At 67.4% G+C, this 15425-nt stretch carries 11 protein-coding genes; 7 read left to right on the plus strand and 4 right to left on the minus strand.

Annotated elements, in window-relative coordinates:
* Positions 1-195 precede the first annotated feature (195 nt).
* From ABV408_RS06145 to ABV408_RS06155, 3 genes are read left to right on the plus strand one after another with little or no spacing between them, the layout of a single operon-like run.
* Complete coding sequence (locus tag ABV408_RS06145) at positions 196-2178, plus strand: (Fe-S)-binding protein (protein ID WP_353981570.1); 1983 nt, start codon at positions 196-198, stop codon at positions 2176-2178.
* On the plus strand, positions 2175-3461 hold the full coding sequence (locus tag ABV408_RS06150; protein WP_353981571.1) for an electron transfer flavoprotein subunit alpha/FixB family protein: 1287 nt from the start codon (positions 2175-2177) through the stop codon (positions 3459-3461). Before ABV408_RS06145 ends, ABV408_RS06150 begins: the two co-directional genes overlap by 4 nt.
* The gene (locus tag ABV408_RS06155) at positions 3448-4314 is read left to right on the plus strand and encodes an electron transfer flavoprotein subunit beta (protein ID WP_353981572.1); all 867 of its coding nucleotides are present in this window, start codon (positions 3448-3450) and stop codon (positions 4312-4314) included. Before ABV408_RS06150 ends, ABV408_RS06155 begins: the two co-directional genes overlap by 14 nt.
* Before the next feature lie 60 nt (positions 4315-4374).
* Here ABV408_RS06155 and ABV408_RS06160 read toward each other — a convergent pair whose 3' ends face one another.
* Entirely contained in the window at positions 4375-5007 is a 633-nt protein-coding gene (locus tag ABV408_RS06160; RefSeq protein ID WP_353981573.1) for a transglutaminase-like cysteine peptidase, read from the minus strand.
* A gap of 215 nt (positions 5008-5222) precedes the next feature.
* On the opposite strand from ABV408_RS06160, the gene ABV408_RS06165 reads away from it, so the two are divergent.
* The gene (locus ABV408_RS06165) at positions 5223-5468 is read left to right on the plus strand and encodes a hypothetical protein (protein ID WP_207034962.1); all 246 of its coding nucleotides are present in this window, start codon (positions 5223-5225) and stop codon (positions 5466-5468) included.
* Between the two features lie 67 nt (positions 5469-5535).
* Here the strand turns inward: ABV408_RS06165 and fhuB are convergent, their stop codons facing one another.
* The gene (gene fhuB / locus ABV408_RS06170) at positions 5536-7569 is read right to left on the minus strand and encodes a Fe(3+)-hydroxamate ABC transporter permease FhuB (protein WP_353981574.1); all 2034 of its coding nucleotides are present in this window, start codon (positions 7567-7569) and stop codon (positions 5536-5538) included.
* Entirely contained in the window at positions 7566-8462 is an 897-nt protein-coding gene (locus ABV408_RS06175) for an ABC transporter substrate-binding protein (RefSeq protein WP_353981575.1), read from the minus strand. The genes fhuB and ABV408_RS06175 overlap by 4 nt, the downstream gene beginning before the upstream one ends.
* A gap of 402 nt (positions 8463-8864) precedes the next feature.
* Between ABV408_RS06175 and ABV408_RS06180 the strand changes: the two genes are divergently transcribed.
* A complete protein-coding gene (locus ABV408_RS06180; RefSeq protein ID WP_353981576.1) occupies positions 8865-10967 on the plus strand; it encodes a TonB-dependent siderophore receptor in 2103 nt (700 codons plus the stop codon).
* Positions 10968-11068: 101 nt separating this feature from the next.
* On the opposite strand, the gene ABV408_RS06185 is transcribed toward ABV408_RS06180, so the two are convergent.
* Positions 11069-12358 (minus strand): aromatic ring-hydroxylating dioxygenase subunit alpha, encoded by a 1290-nt coding sequence (locus ABV408_RS06185; protein ID WP_353981577.1) that lies wholly within the window; start codon positions 12356-12358, stop codon positions 11069-11071.
* A gap of 358 nt (positions 12359-12716) precedes the next feature.
* On the opposite strand from ABV408_RS06185, the gene ABV408_RS06190 reads away from it, so the two are divergent.
* Both ABV408_RS06190 and fdhA read left to right on the plus strand, forming a co-directional pair.
* Complete coding sequence (locus ABV408_RS06190) at positions 12717-13823, plus strand: hybrid-cluster NAD(P)-dependent oxidoreductase (protein WP_353981579.1); 1107 nt, start codon at positions 12717-12719, stop codon at positions 13821-13823.
* A gap of 272 nt (positions 13824-14095) precedes the next feature.
* The gene (gene fdhA / locus ABV408_RS06195) at positions 14096-15289 is read left to right on the plus strand and encodes a formaldehyde dehydrogenase, glutathione-independent (protein WP_353981580.1); all 1194 of its coding nucleotides are present in this window, start codon (positions 14096-14098) and stop codon (positions 15287-15289) included.
* Positions 15290-15425: the final 136 nt, after the last annotated feature.

Raw genomic sequence — 15425 nt, forward strand, 5'->3', positions numbered from 1 at the left:
ATTGTTGAAGTCCGGCTCGCCATGCTCATGGACAAACACGTCCACTCCGCTGGCTCGCCGTCCTTCGCCGCGCCTGAGCGTCGCTCATGACGCTTTCTCTAGCCTGGTGACAGGGCGGTACGCGCTTTTTCGACCGCCTCTCGCCAACCCGATCCGATACGCTTTCATGGTCGGTGCGATTTCCGGAGAAGTCCGATGCTGCAGACGCTACTCCCCATTCTGATCTTTGCCGCGCTGGCGGTGGGTGCGGCGGGCGCGGTGCGCCGCATCCGGCTGTGGCGCCAGGGGCGGCGCACGCCGATGCGTTGGCATCGGCTCGTGCTGATGCCCAAGCGCTATCTCAACGACCTGCACCATGTGGTCGCCCGCGACAAGGCGATCGCGCACACCCACGTGGCCACCGCCGGCGGCTTCGTCGCTGCCATGGCGCTGGCGCTGGTGGTTCACGGCTTCGGCTGGCGCAACCCGATTCTGGGCGGGCTGCTGCTGGCGGCGAGCCTGTGCATGTTCATCGGCGCGCTGGCGGTCAACCGCCGGCGTATCGATCCGCCGGCCAAGCTCTCCAAGGGGCCGTGGCAGCGGCTGTCGAAGAGTCTGCTGGCCTACTCGGTGGGCATGTTCCTGGTCAGCCTGCCGCTGGTGGGCGTGGCGCCGACCGTACTGGGTGGCGGCGTGCTGGCGCTGATCCTGCTGGCACTGGTCGCCTGGGGCCTGGCCGAGATGCTGATCGGCATGGGCTGGGGCGGGCCGATGAAGCACGCCTTCGCCGGTACCTTCCATCTGGCCTTTCATCGCCGCCCCGAGCGGTTCGACGATCAGCACCGCGACGTGGCGCACGATGTGCATCGTGGCAGCCGCTCCACCGCGCTCTTTCCGCTCGATCTCACGGCGAAGACGCTGGGCGTGGAGAAGCCCGCCGATTTCCAGTGGGAGCAACTGCTCGGTTTCGACGCCTGCGTCCAGTGCGGCCGCTGCCAGAACGTCTGCCCGGCCTACGCCGCCGGCCAGCCGCTCAACCCCAAGAAGCTGATCCAGGATATGGTCGTGGGCATGGCCGGCGGCAGTGACGCCCGCTATGCCGGCTCCGGTTATCCCGGCATCGAGGTCGGCAAGCACCATGGCGGGCCGACTGATGCCATCGTGCCGCAGCTGGTCGAGGCGCAGACGCTGTGGGCGTGCACCACGTGCCGCGCCTGTGTCGAGGAGTGCCCGATGATGATCGAGCACGTCGATGCCATCGTCGACATGCGCCGCTTCATCACCCTGGAGCGGGGCGAGACCCCGGAGAAGGGTGCCGCGGCGATCGACAATCTGATCGCCACCGACAACCCCGGCGGGCTCGACAACGCCTCGCGCCTGGACTGGGCGGCGGACCTCGATATCCCGCGTATCCAGCAGCGCCCGGAAGGAGTCGACGTGCTGCTGTGGCTGGGCGACGGCGCCTTCGACATGCGCAACCAGCGCACCCTGCGCGCCCTGGTCAAGATCCTGCGCGCCGCCGAGGTCGACTTCGCCGTGCTGGGTGACGAAGAGCGCGACAGCGGCGACGTCGCCCGCCGCCTGGGTGACGAGGCCACCTTCCAGCGCCTCGCCGAGCGCAATATCGCCACGCTGTCGCGCTACCGCTTCCAGCGCATCGTCACCGCTGACCCGCACAGCTTCCATGTGCTGGGCCGCGAATACGGTGCCTTCGGCGGGGACTACGTGGTCAAGCACCACTCGACCTTCATCGCCGAGCTGTTCGACGCCGGTCGGCTCAGCGTCAAGGCCGCCGAGCCGGGCGAGACGGTGACCTATCACGACCCCTGCTATCTGGGCCGCTACAACGGTGAGTTCGCCGCGCCGCGCCAGGTGCTCGCCGCGCTCGGCGTCGAAGTCGCCGAGATGGAGCGCTCCGGCTACCGCTCGCGCTGCTGTGGCGGCGGTGGCGGTGCCGCGCTCTCCGACGTGCCGGGCAAGGCGCGTATCCCCGACATGCGTATGGAGGACGTGCGCGAGACCGGGGCGACCACCGTGGCCGTGGCCTGCCCCCAGTGCACCGCGATGCTCGAGGGCGTGGTCGAGCCGCGGCCGCAGGTCAAGGATCTCGCCGAGCTGGTCGCCGCCGCACTGGCCGAGCCGGCTGCGGCGCCGACCGCGCGTAACAGCACCGAAGCCCCTGAGGAGGTTCCGGCATGAGTGTCAGACGACTCGACCCGCACGCCGAACGCGCCCGGCGCAATCGGCTGCATCCGCGTCATCTCGAATTCGCACGGCCGGCGTGGCGCTGGACCAGTGCCGACGGCGTGACCCGGATCAATCCTCACGCCCTGGGCGCGATCGGCCCCAACGGCATCAAGCGCATCGACCGCAGCGGCGCCAGCGTCGAGGCGGCTGCGGCTGGGGGCCCCCAGGCCAGCGCCGAGCCGAGCCGGCGCCAGGTCACTATCGACACGCCCACGGCGTATGTCGCGGTGGTGCCGGAGTTGCCGGAAGGGCGCCTGAGCGATCACGACCGCGACCTGCTCGGGCTGGCGCGCCAGCTGGCCGAGGCCCGCGGCGGTGCCGAGGCGGGGGTGGCCGTGGTTGCGGTCGCCTTCCAGGCCGAGGTCGCCGGGCTCGAGGAGGCCGGCGCCGACCGCCGGATCGATCTGTCGTCGCGAGTCGACGCCGACAGCTACGCGCCTGAAGCGCGTCTGGCAGCGCTCGCGGCGGTGGAAACCGCGCTCGCCCCGGCGCACTGGATCTTTGCCGACGACTTCCCCGGTGGTGGCGATCTTGGCCGGCGCCTGGCCGCGCGGCTGGCGCTTGCCGGCGACGCCGCGGCGCGTGCGGCGACCCGGGTGTGGCAGCTCAGTGAGGGCCAGACGCTCTCCCGCGCCGGTGACCGCCAGGACATCCAGCGCGACGTGGCGCGGGTGCTGCTGGCACTGCCGGAGTGCGCCGAACCGGTCAGCGACACCCGCCATGCGGCGACGCTGCTGGATCTCGACGCCTCGGCGGGTGATGCGTCAGCGGCGCCGGGTGTCATCGACCGCGGCCGGGTCGCGGTGGACCCGCAGCAGATCCCGCTGGCCCAGGCGCCATTCATTCTCTCCGCCGGCCGCGGTGTGAGCGACTGGGACGGCTACCATCACGCCGCCAAGGTGCTGGGTGCCAGCGAGGGTGCCTCGCGGGTGGCCGTCGATGACGGCTACATGCCGCGCGCGCGCCAGGTCGGCGCCACCGGTACCTTCGTCAGCGCGAGCTGCTATGTCGCGGTGGGGATCTCCGGCGCGGTACAGCACCTGCAGGGCATCACCAAGTGTCAGCGGGTGGTCGCGATCAACAGCGACCCGAGCTGCGACATGGTCAAGCGTGCCGACTTCGCCATCATCGGCGATGGCGACGCGGTGCTGGCGGCGGTCTGCGCCCAGCTGGGCCAACCCCAACCCGAGAGCGGCGACAGCCGGCACGAGGAGGTGCGCCATGACGCAGCCTGAGCGCAGCGCCAGCGCGGCCGGTGAGGCCAGGGTCGTCGCGCTGGTCTCCAGCGGCCGGCATCCGGTCTCCGGGCGCGCCGGACGAGCGCGGGAGGATGCCCGCGCGGTGGAGATGGGGCTGGCACTGGCGGGGGCCTCGCTGCATCTGGCCCACGCCGGCGATGCCGAGGATGCGGCGCTGCCGGAGTACCTGGGCATGTTCCACGGTCTCGAGGGTGCCGGCGGGCCCGGTGAGCTCTCGCTGCTGCCGATGGCCGCCGGCGACGATGCCGTGCCGCTGCTGGCGAACTGGCTCGAGGCCTATGGCGCCAACCTGGTGCTGACCGGGCAGCGCGCCGAGTGCGGCGAGGGCTCGGGCCTGCTGCCCTATCTGCTTGCCGAGCGGCTGGGCTGGGCGGTGGCCACCGGTGTCGCCGCGATCGAGCACTACGCGGGCGACCGGGTCACCGTGCTGCAGGCGCTACCCCAGGGCCAGCGACGGCGGCTCGAGGTGCGCCTGCCGTGCCTGCTGTGCGTCGACGGCGTGGCACCCATGCCGCGCCAGAGCGCCTTCGGTCCCTCCCGACGCGGGCGGGTGGAGGCGGTGGCGAATGTCACCGCCGAGCCCGATACGCTGCAGGCAGCGTGGCAGTGGCAGCCGGCGCGGGCCCGCCCCAAGCGTCTCAAGGTGGTCAAGTCGACCAACGCCCGCGACCGCTTCAAGGCGGCGGCGGCCAAGTCGGCGGCTTCCGGAGGGCAGGTGCTCACCGATCTCACGCCGGACGAGGCCGCACAGAAGCTGATCGACTATCTGCGCGCCGAGAAGGTGTTGCCGGCGGTACAGCCCGGAGAAGACGGGCAGCCTTCCGCCTGAGTGCGGCCAGCCGCTGGCGTTGCCAGCGGCGCTTGCCTCACCAGCGCAGCGGCGTTTGCCTCAGTAGTCGAGCAGTTTCGGCATTCTTTCCGAGAGCGGCTGGCCGCCGAGCACGATACGGCTCGGCGCCACCGGCTGGAAGGCGCCGTCTTGGAAGTAGGCGGCGTGGGTGCGGTCGAAGGTCACCAGCGGTTTCAGGTCGGTACGCTTCGACTCCGGCAGCATCATCAGCGTCAGATTGTCGAGGATCAGATGGCTGCCGTCGTCCTGGCGGTAGCGCAGTACCGCATGATAGGTCGGCGTGAGGGTGTCGTCGGCGGCGAGGAAATCCAGCCGTGCGGACGGTGTCCCCGCCTGGATCAGGATCTGGTACTTGGCGATGGCGAAGTCCTCGCAATCGCCGTAGCCGTCTCTCACCAGACGGTCGAAGCCCTTCCAGGTATCCACCTTCTCGAACTGCTGGCGAGCGGCGTTGTTGACCACGCGGTTGACGTAGACCAGCCGTTTTTCACCGTGCAGCTGCCGGGCCTTGGCCACGAACTCGGCGCGCGTGAGGGTCACCGCCGAAGCGCTGGGGTCGTCCCAGTAGGTGAAGCTGCCGGCACTGGCCGCCGGGGCGATGGCGGCACCCAGCAGCAGAGAGAGGGCGATGACTCGCCGGTAGGGTGGGGGCTTGGCAGCGCGAGAGGGCATGCAGAGGTTTCCGTGGCGGACGTCGACTGTCCCGGGAGCGACAGTCAGACAATACGCGTATCGACCCGTCGCGGTCGAGTGCAGTAAATAGAGATCAGTGGCGTAAACAGCGACTCATGCGGTGGTAACGAGCCGCGGGCCCGGCGCCGAAACCTGGCCGAGCCCGGGCCAAGATCGGCAGGGCATGAGTCCGATCAGACCCGAGGAGGTGTTGCATGATGATCGTCAATCTCGTCGACGGCGAGGATTTCCGCCAGCGGCTGGTCGCGCTGGGCATCCATGTGCCCGAAGCCGCCTGCCCGGACACCTGCGCCCGGCTGGCCGCCGGCTGCTACCGTGCCGGACGCGTGCCCGAACTGCCGGCGGCGATCCGCGAGCTGACCGAGCAGAGCGATATGCTCCTGCCATCGGTGAAAACCGCCATCGATCAGCACCTGCTGCCCGCCTTCGATGGGCACTGACGAGAAGCCCGCCTCCCTCTCCGCGGTGCCCATGTCCCGAGGTATCCGTGCCGGGCACCGCAGCTGCTCAAATCTTGCGCAAGCCCCACATAAAGTACATCCCCCCGATCAGCGCCGCGATCAGCCCCGCCGGTAGCTGGTAGGGGAAGAACAGATTGCGCCCCAGCCAGTCCGCTAGCACCATCACCACGATGCCCAGCAGTCCCGCCCCGAGCAGTTGGTGGCGGGCCCGATGCAGGCCCATCAGTCGCGCCATGTGCGGTGCCAGCAGGCCGATGAACGAGAGCGGCCCCACCACCAGGGTGGCGGCGACGGTGAGCAGCGCCACCAGCGCCAGCAGCAAAAGCCGGCTGCGATCGACATCCACACCCAGCGCCCTGGCGGTGGGGGCGCCGAGCGGGAGTAGCGTCAGCCAGCGGCCCAGCGGCAGGGTGAGCGCGAACAGCACCAGTGCCACGACGGCGATCACCCCCGCCGAGGTGAGGCTGGCGTAGTAGGTCGAACCGCCCAGCCACGCCAGCAGCTGCTGGGCCCGCGGGTCGTTGCTCGACAGCACGATGGCGCGCAGGGCGTCCAGCAGGGCGGTGATCGCGATCCCGGTCAGCAGCAGCCGCTCCGGCACGAAGCCGCTGCGGCGGTTGCACGCCACCAGCACCAGCAGCGCGGCCACGGCGCCGGCAAAGCCGGTGATCCCGCCGCTCAGCGGCGCGATCCCCAGCGGCAGCAGCATCAGTGCGATGACCCCGATGGCCACCCCGGCGCTGATCCCCAGCACCTCCGGGCTCGCCATGGGGTTGCCGGTCATGCGCTGCAGCAGGGTGCCGGCGGCGGCCAGCAGCAGCCCAGCGGCGGCGGCGGTGACGACCCGTGGCAGGCGCCAGTCGATCACCAGATCGAGCTGGCCCCAGCTCGCCCAGGCCGGATGGGCGCCGTGGGCATCGAGGCGGAAGCCGAAGCCCAGTGCCACCACCACGGCGAGGAGCGCCAGCGCGCCCAGTAGCCACAGCCGGCGGTGCGGGTCGGCGCGTCGCGGCAGGACCAGCCCGGCGCTCGGCTGGGGACGGGTGCCGGCGAGCTTGAGGCGGGGCAGCAGCCACAGCAGCAGCGGCGCGCCGAGGGCCGCGGTCATCGCTCCGGTGGGCAGCATCGAGGCGGTCAACGGCGAGAGTTGCTGCACCACCAGGTCGGTCAGCAGCAGCAGCAGGGCGCCGATCGCCATCGACCAGCCCAACCGCTGGCCCAGGGTCCGCGCGCCGGCCAGGCGCGCGATGGCCGGCGCGGCGAGCCCGACGAAGCCGATCAAGCCGACCGCACTGACCACGCAGGCGGTGATGAAGATACCCAGCCCGAGCCCGGCGATACGCAGGTTGCGCATTGAGATACCCAGGCTCTTGGCGCCTTCTTCTTCGAGATCGAGCAGCGCCAGCGGGCGCAGCAGAATACACGCCAGCCCCAGCGTGACGAGCAGGCGCGCGAGCAGGAAGCGGGTGTCCTCCCAGTTGTTCTGGGACAGCGATCCCGAGCCCCAGATGAACAGCCCGGCGAGACTCTCCTGATGGAACAGCAGCAGTGCGCTGTTGAGAGCACTGATATAGAGACTCACCACCATGCCGGAGAGCACCACCACCATCGGCGCCAGCCGCCGGCGCCAGGAGAGCGCCAGTACCACCAGGGTGGCCAGCACCCCGCCGCCCAGCGCGATCCACTCACGTCCCGCCAGCAGCCAGCTCGGCCCCCACAGGGTGGCGATCACCAGCGCCAGCTGGGCGCCGCTGGTCACCCCCAGGGTGGCCGGCGAGGCGAGCGGATTGCGCAGCACCTGCTGCATCAGGCAGCCGGCCAGCGCCAGCCCGGCTCCGCCCAGCAGCGCCACGCACAGCCGCGGCAGAAAGGTGTAGTGGAGCACCACCTCGCGAATACTCCCGTCGTCGGGGGCGACCGCCGCCTGCCACCAGTGGCCGGCGAGATCCCCGAACTGTGACGCCAGAGTGAGATAGCCGAGCACGGCGGCGAGCACGCCCATGGCTGCCACCAGTCCCAGCGGGGAGTGACGCAGCGGCGAGGGGCGCAGGGCCGAGCCTGGCAAGGGATGTGTGCTCATGGCTGTGCCGCCGCTGCGGGCTGCAGCGCTGCCACCAGCTCACTCGCCAGGCGCGACAGCGAGGGCAGACCGCCGAAGGTCCACACCGGCTCGATCTCGCTGACGCGGCCGGCGCGCACCGCGGGCAACAGCTGCCAGACCCGGTTGTCGGCGAGTTCGGCGGCGACGTTGCGTGGGTAGGGTTTGATCACCACGATGCGCGCCTCGGGATGCTCGGCCAGGCGGGTGATCGGCACGCTGGCGAAGCCCCAGCCGTTGGTCGGCCCCTGCCAGGCGTTGGTGAGCGGGGTGCGCTCGAACAGCGTGCCGACCATGTTGCCGGCGCCGAAGACGCGCACGTGCTGGGCATCGGCGAACTGCACCACGTAGACCGGCCGGATGCTGTCGGCGAGCGCCTTCGCGGCCGACGCGAGCTCGAGCTCGGTGCGTGCGATCAACGCCTCGGCTGCCGCCTCCCGGCCCACCAGCTCGCCGATACGGCGGGTCATGGCGCAGGTGCCGGCGAAGTAGTCCTTGCCGGTATAGAAATTGTCCACGATCTCCACCGGCATCAGCCGTGTGAGGCGCTGATCGTCGCGTACGAACAGGGCGCTGGTCAGCAGCAGGTCCGGCGGGCGCTGGGCCAGCAGTTCGAGGTTGGGCTGGTTGCGCAGGCCCATATCGATGGTCTCCGCCGGTATCGCCGGCGCGCTGACCCACTTGCGGTAGTTGGCGATGTCCGCCACCGCGTAGGGGGCGACGCCGAGGGCGATCAGCGTCTCGGCGGAGGACCAGTTGGCGGCGGCGATGCGCGGCGTGGCGGCGGCCTGAGCGGCTGCCGTCAGCAGCCACACGCCCACCAGCAGCGCGATTCGGGTGACGACGGCTGGGCGTGAAGGGCGAACTCGCGGCAACGTGACGGTTCCTGACAGCGGGATTCGAGCGCGGATGCCCGGCCTGGCGTGTCGGCATGGGCGGTTGAGGGGCCGTCTGCCGAGGCCGGCGACCGCGAATGATGGTAGATCGAATGACAATCGTTATCAATCGTCACACAAGAGATTGATGTGAGTACATCTAAGAAGCATTCGCATTTTCATCCAGCGTAAAGCGGTCTAGAATAGCCCGACGTGACGTATACGTTCGATTCAGGCGCTCGACGAGCCAGGCGCCAAACCATTACGAACCATTCGTCACAACAATTCGTCACAACGATTCATCAAAACTATTCATTAGAACAATGGGTCTAGACCATGTCATCAGGGAACTCTCCTTCGGCGAGCCGGCTTCAGGCTCGTCACGTGCTGACGATCGTTGCCATGGGGAGTGCACCCCTGGTGACACCGGCCTGGGCGCAGAGCGCAACGGATGGGCCCTCGCTGGACACCGTGACCGTCACCGGCACGGTGCCGACCTATGGCGATACCCCGCCGCCGGCCTTTGCCGGTGGCCAGATCGCCGCGGGTGGTCGTGTCGGCCTGCTGGGTGAAAAGGATGCGATGGACATCCCCTTCAGCGTCACCAGCTACACCAGCGAATTGATCGAGAATCAGCAGTCGCAAACCCTGGGCGATACGCTGCAGAACGATGCTTCCGTCAGCGTAGGTCAGGGGTACGGCATCTACGGCGAAGCCTTCAAGATTCGCGGCTTCAACCTGACCGGCGACGACGTGGCGTACGGCGGGCTCTACGGCGTGCTCCCGCGCCAGCTCATCAACACCGATATTGCCGAGCGTATCGAAGTCTTCAAGGGGGCCAGCGCCTTCACCTCGGGTATTCCCATCGGGGGGAATGGTGGCATCGGCGGCACCGTCAACATCGAGCCCAAGCACGCCGGTGATGAGCCGATGCTCAAGCTCTCCAGCGGCTATCGCTCCGACAGCTATGGTGAAGTGGGGGTCGATGCGAGCCGGCGCTTCGGTGATCAGAAGCAGTGGGGCGCGCGGGTCAGCGCTGTGCGTGGCCGCGGCGATACCGCCATCGATGACGAGAGTCAGCGTGACACCTCGGTGGTGGTCGGCCTCGACTATCGCGGCGAACGCGGACGTGTGCTGTTCGATGTCGGTCATCAGAAATCGACGCTGGAGGGCGCGCGCTCCAGCCTCTACACCGGGGCAGCGACGACAGTCCCCACCGTGCCGGATGCCAGCTCGAACTACACGCCCGCCTTCGGTGGCTCCGCACTCGAGACCCATTTCGGCATGGTGCGTGGAGAGTACGACCTGAACGACGACTGGACCGCCTTTGCCGCGGTCGGCGGGAACCGCACCATCGAGAATATCGTCTCGGCCAATCCGAGACTGACCGATGACAACGGCAATGCCAGCGTCAACGATTTCGAGACCGGTAACCACATCGATAACTTCGCCAGTCAGGCGGGTGTGCGCGGTTATGTCCTGACTGGCCCGGTGAGCCACGATGTGACTCTTGGCTACTCCAGTGCCTACCGCAAGTTCGATACCGACTGGAGCTTTCTGGCGGCGGGCACCACCAATATCTACGATCCGCAGGATCTGTCGCGGCCGCAAGGCGATCCCTCTGTCGGTGGCAGCGTGACGCGGACGCGGTCTCAGGGTGTCACCCTGAGCGATACGCTGGGGTTCGTGAATGATCGCGTCTTACTGACCTTGGGGGCACGCTACCAGGAGCTGGAGGTCGACGAGCGCCCCAACGCCGGTGGTAACAACCGTTATGCCGACCGCCGAGTCACGCCCGCGGTGGGCGTCGTGTTCAAGGCGACTTCCAACGTGTCGCTCTACGCCAACTACGTCGAGGCCCTGCAGGATGGTGGCACCGTCAGCGATACCGCGGCCTCGAACTATGGCGAGTACCTGGGCATCGCCCACGCCAAGCAGTATGAAGTGGGCAGCAAGTTCGATTATGGCAACATCGGCGGCGGTATCAGCCTGTTTCAGATCGAGCTACCGACGGCAGCGGTCGTCGACGGTGTCGGCAGTCTGGACAACGAGCAGCGCAATCGTGGCCTCGAGCTCAGCCTTTACGGCGAACCCCTCGAGGGCCTGCGTCTGTTCAGCAGCGCGACCTGGATCGATGCCGAGCTGACCAAGACCCAGGATGGCACCGAGGGCAACCATGCGACCGGCGTGCCCGAGTACCGCGTCGTGCTGGGCACAGAGTGGGATATCCCGCATGTCGATCGCCTCACCGCGACAGGTCGTGTCATTCACACCGGGACGCAGTACGCCGATGCCAGCAACGATCTCGAACTGGACCCGTGGACGCGGCTGGACCTGGGCGTGCGCTACACCACGCCGATCGGTGGTGCCGATTGGGTGTGGCGTGCCGGTATCGACAACGTCACCGACGAGGACTACTGGGCGGGTGCATCCACGGCCTTTGCCGGCTACCTGATTCAGGGCGAGCCGCGGACTTTGAAGCTGTCGGCAACGGTGGAGTTCTAGCCCGCGGATAGCATGACCATCAATGAAAAGGCGCCTCTCTTGGGAGGCGCCTTTTTCATGGGCGACCCTGGCGTCAGTGAGTCGCACTGAGCGCCATGGCGTTACTGCGAAGCCACCTGCAGCGGGGCAGAGGTTTGGACGCCGAGATTCTCGCGCATGGTTTCGCTGTACCAGTTGACGAAGTCGATGACACCGAACTCGTAGGTCTGCGAGTAGGGGCCGGGCTGATAGGCCAGCGAGTTGATGCCGAGCTGGTTCTCTTCCGCCAGGCGGCGATCCTGCTCGTTGGTGGCATCCCACACCTGGCGCAGGCGCGCCGGGTCGTAGTCGACACCTTCCACGGCATCCTTGTGCACCAGCCACTTGGTGGTGACCAGGGTTTCCTGCGGGCCCAGCGGCAGAACGCGGAAGACCACTGCGTGGTCACCCATGAAGTGGTTCCACGAATTGGGTAGGTGCAGGATGCGCAGCGAGCCCATGTCGGCGTTGGGGATGTTGCCCATCAGCTTGTTGCAGCCGGGCTTGCCATCCAGGGTCATCGAAACGATGCCGTCGAGCAGCGGGGTGCGCGTCAGGCGGTTGCGCTTGCCGAAGCGCGCCAGCTGCCAGGGCACCTCGCAGGCGGTCCAGTCGGCCTGCTTGCGCGCGACCAGATCACGGTACTCGCCGGTGGAGCGCGGGTCGTCGGTGTCGTCGAACTCGATCAGCGAGTTGAGCAGCTCCGGGTGCGAACCGCTGCAGTGGTAGCACTCGCGATTGTTCTCGATCACCAGCTTCCAGTTGCAGCGCTCGACGATGTTGGACTCCACCGCGACCTTGACGTTGTCCATGTCATAGGGTGAGAGGTAGTGCTCGAGCGAGACCAGGAAGTCGTCGATCGGCTCGGGGTTCTCGCTCAGGTTGATGAACACGAAACCGCCGGCGCTCTTCACCGCCACCGGCTTGAGGCCGAAAGCGCTCATGTCGAAGTCGTCGCCCATGTCGCTGCCGGCGAACAGCAGGCGGCCGTCGAGTTCGTAGGTCCACTGATGGTAGGGGCAGACCAGCTTGGCCACCTTGCCCTTGTCCTTGAGACACAGGCGCGAGCCGCGGTGACGGCAGACGTTGTGGAAGGCGTGAATCTTGTTCTCGGCGCCGCGCAGAATGATGATCGAGTTGCTGCCCACTTCGAGCTTGAAGTAGTTGCCCTTGGCGGGAATCTCGCAGCTCATGCCCGCGAACAGCCACTGCTTCTCGAAGATCTCCTCCATATCGACCTGGAACAGGCGCGGGTCGTTGTAGAAGGGTTGGGGCAGTGAATAGGTCGGGTTACGCTGTTCCAGCATATCCGCCACGGCCTTGCGGGTCGCGCTGAGAGTGTCATCCAGGCTGTCGCGTGGAAGTGGTGACATGGTCGCATCCTCATCAAACAATATATTGTGGGTCTTTCCCGAGCCCATCGGCGGGATCGACCTGGGTGTGGCGGCGCGTGGCTAGGCTGTAGCGATTCGATCCGTTCGGCGGAGTGTCGCTCAGGCGATAGCTTGGAAGTTGTCCAGCCGCGACATTCGTCGATACCAGGGCGACCGGTGGCGTTTTCCCCGGGGCGCGACGCGGCGGCCAAATCGACGAAAGAGTGCCCGGGTTGGGGGTGGCTGGCATGCCCGTGTCGTTGACGGGAAAGTCGTACCCGGCCTGCGTGCTCAGAATCCGGCCATAAGGTAACCCACCGGAAGTGGGCGCTGTGGCCGCTTCCCCTGATCGAGTGCCATGACGATGCAATTTTTCAATCCGGTCACAACTCAGACCTGGACCAACGGCCGCCACCAGGTGCGCTGCGTCAAAGTCATCCAAGAGACTTGGAACGTCAAGACTTTCTGTTTCATGGCCGATCAGCCGGTGATGTTCTTCTTCAAGCCGGGTCAGTTCGTCACCCTGGAGCTTGAAATCGCGGGCAAGCCGGTGATGCGCTCCTACACCATCTCGAGCTCGCCCTCGATCCCCTACAGCTTCTCGATCACGGTCAAGCGCTTGCCGGGCGGCCAGGTCTCCAACTGGCTGCATGACAACCTCGGCGCCGGCGACGAGATGGTCGTGCACGGTCCGGTGGGCGACTTCAACGTCATCGACCACCCGGCGGAGAAAGTGCTGATGCTCTCCGGCGGGGTCGGCATCACCCCGCTGATGTCGATGACCCGCTGGTTCTTCGATACCAATGCCGCGGTAGATCTGGAGTTCGTGCACTGCTCGCAGGCACCCAACGACATCATCTATCACCGCGAGCTGGTGCACATGTTCTCGCGGCTGCCGGAGTTCCGCCTGCATATCGTGTGCGAGCGCAGCGACGAGCTGAGCCAGGCCTGGGCCGGTTTCCGCGGCTACCTGTCGCGCCAGATGCTGAGCCTGATGGCGCCGGACTATCTCGAACGCGAAATCTTCTGCTGTGGCCCGGCGCCGTTCATGCAGGCGGTGCGTCAGGTGCTGCTGGAAGATGGCTTCGACATGGCCCATTACCACCAGGAGTCGTTCGGGGCCACACCGCTGGGGGTCCAGGAGGATGTCATCGAGCTGGCCGAGCAGGCCGAGGCGGCGGCCGAAGAGGTCGATGTCGCCGATCTGACCCCGGTGGAGTTCGCCAGCAGCGGCAAGAGCATCCGCATCGGCGAGAGCGAGACCATCCACGCCGCCGCCGCCAAGCTGGGGCTGCACATTCCCAAGGCGTGCGGTATGGGGATCTGCGGCACCTGCCGGGTGATGAAGCTCGAAGGCGAGGTGGAAATGGAGCACAACGGCGGGATCACCGAGGAGGACGAGGCCGAAGGTTACATCCTCTCCTGCTGCTCCAAGCCCAAGGGCAAGGTGGTGATCGACTACTGAGCGTCGCTCTCTTCTAGGGCGGATGTCCGGGGCGATACGCCAGGCAATGGCGGCTCGGGCTTTCTCGCCTTGGGTTGCGTGGCGCTGAGTCCGTTGATCTAGTTAAGACGTTTGGACATGGCCATTGTCGTCGTTGCGTCACCCGGTGGCGCAACGAGACATCTCCTCCGGGGCGGGGACTTCTACGCTGAACTTGGCCTGTTGTTCCGGATCCGCCCCGCCAGACGGTCGGACGCGACGGCAGCCAGAGACCAGCCACAGGAGTTCACCTCATGTCTTCACCCGCCAATCGCGGCGTCGTCTATCGCGGCCCCGGTAAAGTCGCCGTCGAGAACATCGCGTTCCCGGAACTCGCACTGGGCAGCCGTCAGTGCCAGCACGGTGTCATTCTCAAGGTTCTGACCACCAATATCTGCGGCAGCGACCAGCACATGGTCCGCGGCCGTACCACCGCGCCGGAAGGCCTGGTCCTGGGCCACGAGATCACCGGTGAGGTGGTCGAGTGCGGGCGTGACGTCGAGTTCATCAAGGTCGGCGACATCGTTTCGGTGCCCTTCAACGTCGCCTGCGGGCGCTGCCGCAACTGCAAGCGCGGCGACACCCATATCTGTCTCAACGTCAACGGCGACCGCGCCGGCGGCGCCTACGGCTATGTCGACATGGGCGGCTGGGTCGGCGGGCAGGCCGAGTACGTGATGGTGCCCTACGCCGACTTCCAGCTGCTGGTGTTCCCGGACAAGGAGCAGGCGCTGGAGAAGATCCTCGATCTGACCATGCTCTCCGACATCTTCCCCACCGGCTTCCACGGCTGTGTCACCGCTGGCGTCAAGCCCGGCTCGACCGTCTATATCGCCGGCGCGGGCCCGGTGGGCCTGGCGGCGGCGGTCTCGGCGCAACTGCTGGGCGCGGCCTGCGTGATCGTCGGTGACATGAACGATCAGCGTCTCGAGCAGGCGCGCAGCTTCGGCTGTGAAGGGCTCGATCTCAAGCAGGACGCCAGCATGTCCGACCTGATCGAGTCGGTGCTCGGCGTGCCGGAGGTGGACTGCGCGGTCGACGCGGTGGGCTTCGAAGCCAACTGCCACGGCCACAACCATGCCCACGAGCAGCCGGCGACGGTGCTCAACGCGACCATGGAGATCACCCAGGCCGGTGGTGCCGTGGGTATTCCGGGGCTCTACGTGACCGAAGACCCGGGCGCCGAGAGCGAAGACGCCAAGCACGGCAACATCTCGATGAAGTTCGGGCTGGGCTGGGCCAAGGCGATGTCGTTCCACACCGGCCAGACCCCGGCGATGCGCTATCAGCGTCAGCTGATGCAGGCGATCCTTCACGAGCGCGTGCATATCGGCAAGGCGGTCAACGTCCAGACCATCTCGCTCGACGACGCGCCCAAGGGCTACGCCGCCTTCGATGGCGGGGCGGCCAAGAAGTTCGTGATCGACCCCCACGGGACCCTCGGCTGATCGCGAGGCCTGACCAACCCCGCCCGATGTCAGGGCGAGTGTGACGTGCCGGAAGCGCCTGCGGGCGCTTCCGGCCGTTTTGCGTTTGGTTTTGGCCGCCCTGGGCGGCAGAATCGAGAGCGACCGCCGTCCGCTG

Source organism: Salinicola endophyticus (assembly GCF_040536835.1).
GTDB lineage: Bacteria > Pseudomonadota > Gammaproteobacteria > Pseudomonadales > Halomonadaceae > Salinicola > Salinicola endophyticus_A.

Coding starts and splice junctions, on each gene's coding strand:
- ABV408_RS06145 (WP_353981570.1), top strand. CDS start 196: ATGCTGCAGACGCTACTCCCCATTCTGATCTTTGCCGCGCTGGCGGTG.
- ABV408_RS06150 (WP_353981571.1), top strand. CDS start 2,175: ATGAGTGTCAGACGACTCGACCCGCACGCCGAACGCGCCCGGCGCAAT.
- ABV408_RS06155 (WP_353981572.1), top strand. CDS start 3,448: ATGACGCAGCCTGAGCGCAGCGCCAGCGCGGCCGGTGAGGCCAGGGTC.
- ABV408_RS06160 (WP_353981573.1), bottom strand. CDS start 5,007: ATGCCCTCTCGCGCTGCCAAGCCCCCACCCTACCGGCGAGTCATCGCC.
- ABV408_RS06165 (WP_207034962.1), top strand. CDS start 5,223: ATGATGATCGTCAATCTCGTCGACGGCGAGGATTTCCGCCAGCGGCTG.
- fhuB (WP_353981574.1), bottom strand. CDS start 7,569: ATGAGCACACATCCCTTGCCAGGCTCGGCCCTGCGCCCCTCGCCGCTG.
- ABV408_RS06180 (WP_353981576.1), top strand. CDS start 8,865: ATGGGGAGTGCACCCCTGGTGACACCGGCCTGGGCGCAGAGCGCAACG.
- ABV408_RS06185 (WP_353981577.1), bottom strand. CDS start 12,358: ATGTCACCACTTCCACGCGACAGCCTGGATGACACTCTCAGCGCGACC.
- ABV408_RS06190 (WP_353981579.1), top strand. CDS start 12,717: ATGACGATGCAATTTTTCAATCCGGTCACAACTCAGACCTGGACCAAC.
- fdhA (WP_353981580.1), top strand. CDS start 14,096: ATGTCTTCACCCGCCAATCGCGGCGTCGTCTATCGCGGCCCCGGTAAA.